Here is an 8,731-nt window from a genome sequence, read left to right on the forward strand (position 1 = left end):
CGATTAGTCGCTTGAGGTTAGCCGTTAATGAGCATTTACGACCACGATAACTAAGTTTAGTTTCGTGGTCGGCTTGCGCACTAGTCGCATGGTATTCACCCTTTAACCGGTGAATTTCATTAAAGATAGTAGTCTTACTAAAGCCCAGGTAATCAGCGATATATCGAAGAGATCGCTTTTCATGACGAAGCGTTTCGATGACAATGCGGTCTGAAAATGATAAGATAGTGGTGCCCATAAAGGTCCTTCTTTCTAATGGAATGTTGTAACGACACCATTAAAGACCTTTATGGGTTTTTCTGTCCACTAAAATGTTCAACTTAAATTTTACAATCTGCCATTTAGAATCTGACAATTAATAGAGAGAAGAGAACGATGAGCATTTTAGAAGTAACGCATTTATCCCATTCATTTGCTGATAAAACCCTCTACGAAGATGCATCTTTCCGCCTCAATAAAGAGGACCACATGGGGGTAATTGGACAAAATGGTGCTGGTAAAAGTACCTTGATCAAACTCTTGACAGGCCAGGAACTACCAGATAAAGGGCAGATCAAATGGCAAAAAGGAGTTAAGATCGGGTATTTGGACCAGTATGCAGAATCAGCCCATGATTTAACTATTCAAACTTTTTTGCGGTCGGCATTTGCAGATCTCGACGAGATCGCGGCCAAGCAAGCCGCCTGCTATGAAAAGTACGCCCAGTCGCTGGATGAACATTTGCTAGATCAAGCGGGTTACTATCAGGAGAAATTAGATGCGGCCGATTTTTATAATATCGATACCAGGATCGACCAGGTGATGATGGGGTTGGGACTAACCGCTTTAGGCAAGGACCGGCAGGTAAGTGACTGTTCTGGTGGACAGCGGTCCAAAATTATTTTGGCTAAATTATTATTAGAGCAACCAGACGTCCTCTTATTAGATGAACCGACAAATTATCTTGATACAGAACACATTGAATGGTTGCAAAACTACCTCAATGAAACTGCGGCCTGCTTTATGGTTATTTCGCATGATTACGATTTTTTGGAACAAATTACCAATACCATTATTGATGTTGCCTTCAAAAAGATCACTAAGTATACTGGGAGTTTCAAACAGGCGATGCGACAAAAAGCCGCACGGCAGGAAAGCCAACAACGAGCGTTCGAAAAACAACAATTACAAATCGCTAAAGATGAGGCCTATATCCGTAAAAATAAGGCCGGGAGTCGGTCGGCCATGGCAAAGTCACGGCAGAAGCGTCTGGACAAGTTGGTGCGGATCGATCCGCCAAGCACTAATCTGCAGGCCCATTTTAAATTTCCTTACCAGGAGATCCTGTCCGCTGAAACACTACGGGTGAACCACTTGTCAGTGGGCTACCATAAGCCTTTGCTGGCGCCAGTAACATTTACCCTGAGTTATGGAGAAAAGGTTGTCTTAAAGGGCTTTAATGGGATCGGAAAATCAACGTTGATCAAGTCTTTGCTCGGAAAAATTCCTGTTTTTGCGGGGACAGCTAAGTTTGGTGATGCGGTAATCGTCAATTACTTTAGTCAGGAATTAGAGTGGGATGATCCGAACCAAACACCTTTGCAGGTAATTCAAGATGCGTATCCTTTGTTAGAGCCTAAAACAATTCGGCAGCGCTTGGCGCGGGCGGGAATTAATGCCGAAAATGCGCAAAAACCAATGCACCTTTTGAGTGGGGGAGAGCAGACTAAAGTAAAGCTTTGTCTATTAGAACTTAAACCAAGTAACTTCTTGATCTTAGACGAACCAACTAACCACTTAGATGATGAAACTAAGGCGGCGTTGCGGACAGCATTGCAACAATTTCCAGGAAATGTCCTCTTGGTAACCCACGAAGCCTCTTTTTATAATGGGTGGGTTGATAAGATATTTGATGTCGAACGGATGCGCTTGTCTCAATAAGGGGCAAAAGAGAATCTGATGACTATGCACAGTGTAAGCAAGGCTAGTCGTCAGGACTAAAAAGGCGTACACTGTATGGTAAGTATTTAGTTTGGAGGGTCATAGATGACAACAGAAACGGCATGTACAACAATTCTCGTGGGCAAGAAGGCCACGATTGATGGTTCAACAATGATCGCCCGCAACGACGACACCTTCTTACCAATCACGCCCCAGCGTTTCCATATGCAGGCAGCATATAACGAAAAGGGGCGGATCTTTAAGTCTAAGAAGAATAATTTCACCGCGGAATTACCCCAGCGGGGGTTGCGGACACCATTTACCCCTAACGTTGATTTGGACAAAGAGGGTTACTATGGGGAAAGCTCCATCAATGAAGCTAATGTAGCGATGTCCTGTACGGAAAGTGTCTATGGTAATCAACGTGCGTTAGCTCATGACCCCCTGGTTCCAGACGGATTGCTAGAAGAAAGTATGCAACACATGGTTGCACCTTATATCCATTCTGCTCGTGAAGGGGTGGAATATTTGGGCCAGTTAATCAAGAAATACGGTTCGCCTGAAGGAAACGGGGTCTTGTTTGCCGACAATGATGAGGTGTGGTACATGGAAATTGTTACCGGCCACCACTGGGCTGCCACTCGGATCCCGGATGATTCCTATGCAATCGCGGCCAACCAAGTAGCCCAACAACAGATTGATTTTGATGATCCCGATAATTTTATGTGGTCAGAGGGGTTGCGTGAATTCGTAGACGCCCACCATTTGAACCCTGATCGGGAAGGATTTAATTTCCGGAAGATTTTTGGAACTGATACAGAAAAAGACCGGCACTACAATACACCGCGGGTATGGTATGGGCAAAAGTGCTTCAACCCAGAAATTGACCAGGACCCAGAATCGAGCGAATTGCCATTTATCCGAAAAGCTAACCGGTTGCTGGCCCTCGAAGACTTGGAATACGTGCTGAGTTCACATTATAACGAAACACAGTTTGATCCGTTAGGTCACGGATCTGATGCGGATAAGGTCCGTTACCGGCCAATCTGCCTTAACCGGACACAAAATTCCCATATCTTACAGTTACGAAATGATGTGCCTCATGACCAAGCAGCTTTGATGTGGGTTTGCTTCGGGGTACCGGCCTTTACGCCATATGTACCGTTTTATACCAATGCTAATGACACTGATCCTTCGTGGAGCAATACACCACTAGAGTTTGACGTAAGTAGCGCTTATTGGATGTACCGGGAACTTTCAATGTTAGTTGAATCCCACCATGCACATTTCATTCAAGATGACCTGGATTATTTAACGGCAGCGCGGGAAACGAAACACCGCATGCTTGCCCAAACTGATGCTGAAGCAGCGAAGTTGAGTGGTAATGATCTGACTGAATTCTTGACCAAGCAAAACTACGCGATGGTAGCAGAAATGCGCAATCGGACCATGAAGATGATCGGCCATTTCGTTACTGAAGGCTTGAAATTATCCAAATTGACCTTTAATATGGATAAGAATCTGTAGTCGACTTATGAGGAGGACGTGAAAGTAGTGGAAATTAAAGTACAAACATACCTCGATGCAGTTGATACTGGGCAATACCAGGTTCAAAACTTCACCGCGGATGCGGCTGACTTTGCTGCCCAGGAGATGGCAGCTAACCTGAGAACGATGTTTGATACATTCTCGGCTCAGGTCGCTACTGGAGCACTCGTGCATAGTGAGCTGACAATAAATGACTTTAAGGTGGAGTTAGAAACGGGGATTATTAACTTGCCGTTTGCTAACAATAACCGGGTAGATAACTTTTATGCGGACCTCAACCAGGCAGTGCCGGTAGTAGTTAATTTGATTGTTGAGGCTCCCAATTTAAACGCGTCTGCTTTTCACATTGACACTTTGGGACCAGTAGATCAAATCGGGGACGCAATGTTTGAACAGATGTGTGCGCTTGTGCAAGCAGCTTGGACAACAGCTCAAGCCCCAGCAGAAGCACCGACAACCGATGAATAATAAGTAAGTTAACACTGCTCAGCATGATCAGAAATGTTCAGGTTGAAGCAGTGTTTTTTCGTATGTGAATAATGGTATGATGGCTGTAAGAAAGCTACTCGCGAAGGGAGTTGGTGGGGATGTCACGGGTGATGACTTGGCTAACACAACGGATGTTAGATTTACAGAAACGAAGTTTTTATGTTGTTTTGCGGCAAACAATGATTGTATTGTTCCCGTTTGCCTTGGTGGGGAGTTTTGCCCGCGTATTACGAATGGCTCTTTTAGATCCGCAAGGCTTTGGGGGGACCATTTTACAGGTGACAAAATGGTTGCCTCACTACCAGGGACTGCACACGTTAGTAGGAAGTTTTGAGAGCTTGACCCTAGGCATTATCGCCGTTCTAGCAGCTTATCATGCAGCGAGCGAGACGGCTGCATTATATAAGCAAGACAAGCAGATAGCCGGAACGACGGGGTTATTAACGTATGCCCTTTTGTTTTTGACCCAGGTTTCGGCCACTGGGCAATTGAGTATAACTAGCGGTGCCTTTCATATGCAGTCACTGCTCTATGGCTTAGGCGTTGGCTATGTGGTAGGGCAGATTTTCCGTTGGTGGGGGCGGCATTTATCCGTGCTTACGGATGAAGCAATTATTGCGCGGTCTTTCAGTGCTTTACCGGCAATTGGGACCTGTTTTGTCTTGTGTGCTTTTATCATGACCGGGATGTGGCTGTGGGGTGGCGCTGGCAAAGCGCAACTTGTTAGCCTTATTTTGGGATGGGAACAGCATTTGGTAACCGGCCACTGGGCCTGGTTAGGAGTGATAGTATTGACGCTTTTGACGTCTTTATGCCAAATTATCGGTTTAACCGGGCCACTAACGATGAGTAACGCTCTGAGTAGTAGTGCGTTTTACGAAAATTTGGCATATGCACTACACCACAGCAATTTGCAGCACGTCCCGAACCGTTTTACGGATTACACCTTATACCAGAGTTTTGGTCGCTTTGGTGGCCCAGGAGCTACATTGGCGTTAATTATTGCAATTGTGTTAGTTAGTCGCCACCGGTCAACTAATATGCTGGCAGCCTGGGCAACAATTCCCACCCTCTTTGAGGTGGGGTTGCCCCTCATGATCGGCATTCCCCTCTTTTTGAACCCCTTATATGTTATTCCCTTCGTTGTGGCACCAGTGGTTAATGTGGTTGTAGCTGCCCTCTTGATCCAAATGGGGGCGATCATTCCGGCGGTGTATCCTGTTCCGCTGGGGACACCGGGGCCATTGATTGCTTATCTGGGAACTAACGGACACTGGCTGTGCTTAATGGTGGGGGTCTTACTGTTGGTACTTGATGTGCTGATTTATTTGCCGTTTGTGCGGATTACTGATGATGTCCAGGAACAATTACTTATTGCCAAAGTCACGGCTGAAGGAGGGAGAAGAGATGCACCAAAAACCAACTAATAGTTTTTACCGTAGCAAGCGAAGTGCCGTCATGATGTTGTTGCTAGCTGTTGTGCTTCTTGGGGGCTTGCTTTTTCCGGCCAGCCATTGGGCCCACCAGCAAACAACGGGGCTGCGCCAACGCTATAACTCGAAACTCTCACCGGTAATCATGATCCCAGGAAGTAGTGCGACCCAGAATCGGTTTGATGATTTGGTTAAAATTTTGAATAGCCACGGCAATAAAAAGCATAGTTTGCTAAAGGTGAAAGTCTATAATGACCACCGGATCACCTATGAGGGCAAGATTCGCCCGGGCGATAATGAGCCAATCATCGTGGTTGGATTTGAAAATAACAAAGATGGGTGGGAAAACATCCAAAAACAAGCATATTATTTTCACTTAGCTTTTGATCAGCTGAGTGAACGGTATAAGTTCAATAACTTTAAGGGGATCGGACATTCGAATGGAGGATTGATCTATGCTACATTTTTGGAAAAATATTTTACCGATGATGATATTGTCTGTAAAAAATTAATGACGATTGCGAGTCCGTTTAATTTCTCCGAAAAAAGTATCGCGCACAAAACCCAAATGCTGGCATATTTGATCGACCACCGCCAGAAACTTCCAGCAGATATGACTGTTTATTCCCTAGCCGGAACAGAAAGCTATGAATCAGATGGACTGGTGCCTGAAGGCAGTGTCCGTGCGGGAAAATACATCTTCCAAAAGCAGGTGGCTCACTTTACGGAGATCACAGTAACGGGAGAGGGATCCCAGCACTCAGACCTACCACAGAATAAGCAAATTGTGCAGTATATCCAGCAATATATCCTCGATCTCGATCACGGTTTTGGCCGGCCTAATGGTCCGAACGTTGCTGATAATGATAGTCATAGTAACTAAAAGCAGCTTGCACAAGGATGTAAGTGTTATCATAAAAGAAAAGTGAAGAATACGTAATGAGGTGAGTTTTTATGCAACATCAAAGAATGCTGCCTTTAGCCCGGGGGGTTAATATCCGTGAAATGGGAGGATATCCAACGGTTGATGGCCGGACAACCCGGTGGCAAAAGTTAATCCGTTCAGGAAATATGGGTCAATTAACTCCCAAGGACCTGGACTTTCTAGCGGAGTATGGATTGCGATATGATATTGACCTGCGTTCCGAGTCGGAAACTTGGTTTTACCAGGATCGATACCCCGTGCAGACCAAGTATATCAACCTATCGCTTTATCCATTCGAACGAACTTTATTTGAAAATTTAGGGGTCGTTGCTGGGCACCAGTTGCGTTATGGTGAGCTGGATATTGTTGATCAAACCTATGCTCAGATGATGACGGATCCTCATCCGCGGGCGCAGTTTCGGCAGATGTTCGATTATTTACTTGAAAACGATCAGCCCGACCAGAGCGTACTTTTCCACTGTGCAGCGGGCAAAGATCGGACGGGCGCAGCAGCCTTTTTGATCTTATCGGCTTTGGGAGTTAAGGAAGAGGCTATTTTGCAGGATTATCTCTTAACTAACCTAGTTTTCCAAAACAAGACCCCCGAAGAAATCAATGGACTGCTGACAACTAGTGATGCAGATGCCTTAGCCAACGAGCTTAATAGTTACCTAGCCGTTAGTGAGCGGGGCTTCAAAACCTTCCGCCAGGTTTGTGAAACAGTGGCAGGATCGATGGAACAGTATTTTGCACGTTATTTGGATCTGGATCATGAACAACTGACACGGTTGCAAGACATCTATTTAGAATAGGTATTGGGAAAGGAAAAACTTATGCATGAACGATTAATTGAGCACTTGGGGCTGCCGGGTGCAGTAACAGCGACCTTTGTTACTGGTGGCGATGTTAATGAGGCGTATGAATTGGTGGATGGAAATCACCAGCATTACTTCTTGCTGGTGCAGCCAGGCTATGGAGCTGACTTTTACCAGGCTGAGATCGCTGGTTTAAGGCTCTTTCAAAAGTATGCGATTAATGCTCCCCAGGTCTTAGCCAATGGCGAATACCACGGTGATGCCTACCTGCTTTTGTCGTACATTGATACTGGGGTAGGATCGCAACGTGATTTGGGACGCTTAGTCGCGCACCTGCATCAGCACAACAATCCAACGGGGAAGTTTGGCTTTGACTACCCGTACCGCGGAACCACAATCAGCTTTACTAATACCTGGACGACTAGCTGGGAAGAACTCTTTGTAGACCAGCGTTTACTGCCACTAGGAGCCAAACTGCAACGATCTGGTTTTTGGAAGCCAGCTGATTACCAGCTTTTTATGCGGGCTGTGGCGGTTATTCGACAGTCTTTACAGGCACATTTGAGTCAGCCGGCCCTGTGCCATGGTGATTTATGGATCGGGAACGTTATGTTTGATCAAGCTGGCCAGCCGGCTTTGATTGATCCTAGCCCTTTATATGGTGATCGTGAATTCGACATTGGGATTACCCAGGTTTTTGGGGGCTTTGAACCTGAATTTTATGCGGGTTACAATGAAGTCTTTCCTTTAGAGCCAGGAGCTGAAGACCGGTTAGAATTCTACCGTTTGTACCTTCTGATGATTCACCTCAATAAATTTGGCACTACCTACTATAACGCGGTTAATGCAAGTCTTCATCGGGTGATTGCACATGAAAAAGAAGATTGATGTTGCCTTGGCGGTCATTTTAGCTGAGGGGCGGGTATTAGTAGGGCGACGTAATTTGGACCGGATCTACGGTGGTTGGTGGGAATTCCCGGGTGGCAAGATTGAGCCGGGGGAAACACCAATTATGGCAGTTCGGCGGGAAGTAGCTGAAGAATTAGGTGATCAGCTAATGCTAGGAGCTCCAGTAATGCCCCCGATACTAGGAGAGCACGCACTAGCACAAGTGCACCTCTTTCCATACTATGCCTGTCTTACCACTCACCACTTGCGACAAGTGGCGGCCTATGATCTACGCTTTGTTACTCCCCAACAGTTGCTAACAATGCAGGTTTTAGGACCGTCTTTACCCATAGTCCAGCACCTAACTACGGTTGATTTATTGGCGGTACAAAACCAAATCGAAACTTCCAACAAAACAAAGTAGGTTAACTACTTGTAAAGTGGCTTATTTTTTCATAGACTATTAACAACGGCAGATTGTAAAATTTAAGTTGAACATTTTAGTGGACAGAAAAACCCATAAAGGTCTTTAATGGTGTCGTTACAACATTCCATTAGAAAGAAGGACCTTTATGGGCACCACTATCTTATCATTTGAAGACCGAATTGTCATCGAAACGCTTCGTCATGAAAAGCGATCTCTTCGATATATCGCTGATTACCTGGGCTTTAGTAAGACTACTATCTTTAATGAAATTCACCGGTTAAAGGGT

Annotated in this window: 10 protein-coding genes; 9 read left to right on the plus strand and 1 reads right to left on the minus strand. The window is 45.4% G+C overall.

Going from position 1 to position 8,731, the window contains the following annotated elements; all coding sequences use genetic code 11:
* A partial coding sequence (locus G541_RS09725; RefSeq protein WP_155824494.1) for a helix-turn-helix domain-containing protein occupies positions 1–238 on the minus strand: 238 nt, incomplete at its 3' end.
* Positions 239–375: 137 nt separating this feature from the next.
* Between G541_RS09725 and G541_RS0107910 the strand changes: the two genes are divergently transcribed.
* The 9 genes from G541_RS0107910 to G541_RS10275 all read left to right on the plus strand — a co-directional run.
* Positions 376–1,920, plus strand: coding sequence for an ABC-F family ATP-binding cassette domain-containing protein (locus tag G541_RS0107910; protein ID WP_027827086.1), 1,545 nt, complete (start codon positions 376–378; stop codon positions 1,918–1,920).
* A 105-nt stretch (positions 1,921–2,025) separates the two neighbouring features.
* Positions 2,026–3,447 carry a C69 family dipeptidase gene (locus G541_RS0107915; protein WP_027827087.1) on the plus strand — a complete coding sequence of 474 codons (1,422 nt, stop codon included), beginning with the start codon at positions 2,026–2,028 and terminating at the stop codon, positions 3,445–3,447.
* Positions 3,448–3,474: 27 nt separating this feature from the next.
* Positions 3,475–3,936 carry a hypothetical protein gene (locus G541_RS09730; protein ID WP_051174614.1) on the plus strand — a complete coding sequence of 154 codons (462 nt, stop codon included), beginning with the start codon at positions 3,475–3,477 and terminating at the stop codon, positions 3,934–3,936.
* A 131-nt stretch (positions 3,937–4,067) separates the two neighbouring features.
* Entirely contained in the window at positions 4,068–5,384 is a 1,317-nt protein-coding gene (locus G541_RS0107925; protein WP_162139338.1) for a PTS transporter subunit EIIC, read from the plus strand.
* Positions 5,365–6,273: an alpha/beta hydrolase gene (locus G541_RS0107930; protein ID WP_027827089.1), complete on the plus strand. Its 909-nt coding sequence runs from the start codon at positions 5,365–5,367 to the stop codon at positions 6,271–6,273. The genes G541_RS0107925 and G541_RS0107930 overlap by 20 nt, the downstream gene beginning before the upstream one ends.
* Positions 6,274–6,344: 71 nt before the next feature.
* Positions 6,345–7,127 (plus strand): tyrosine-protein phosphatase, encoded by a 783-nt coding sequence (locus G541_RS0107935; RefSeq protein ID WP_009553925.1) that lies wholly within the window; start codon positions 6,345–6,347, stop codon positions 7,125–7,127.
* A gap of 21 nt (positions 7,128–7,148) precedes the next feature.
* Positions 7,149–8,018 (plus strand): fructosamine kinase family protein, encoded by an 870-nt coding sequence (locus tag G541_RS0107940; protein WP_009553924.1) that lies wholly within the window; start codon positions 7,149–7,151, stop codon positions 8,016–8,018.
* On the plus strand, positions 8,002–8,442 hold the full coding sequence (locus tag G541_RS0107945; RefSeq protein WP_009553923.1) for a (deoxy)nucleoside triphosphate pyrophosphohydrolase: 441 nt from the start codon (positions 8,002–8,004) through the stop codon (positions 8,440–8,442). The genes G541_RS0107940 and G541_RS0107945 overlap by 17 nt, the downstream gene beginning before the upstream one ends.
* A 148-nt stretch (positions 8,443–8,590) precedes the next feature.
* Positions 8,591–8,731: helix-turn-helix domain-containing protein (locus G541_RS10275; protein ID WP_155824514.1), on the plus strand; the 141-nt coding region annotated here is incomplete at its 3' end.

The sequence above is a fragment of the Ligilactobacillus saerimneri DSM 16049 genome (assembly GCF_000423265.1).
Lineage (GTDB): Bacteria > Bacillota > Bacilli > Lactobacillales > Lactobacillaceae > Ligilactobacillus > Ligilactobacillus saerimneri.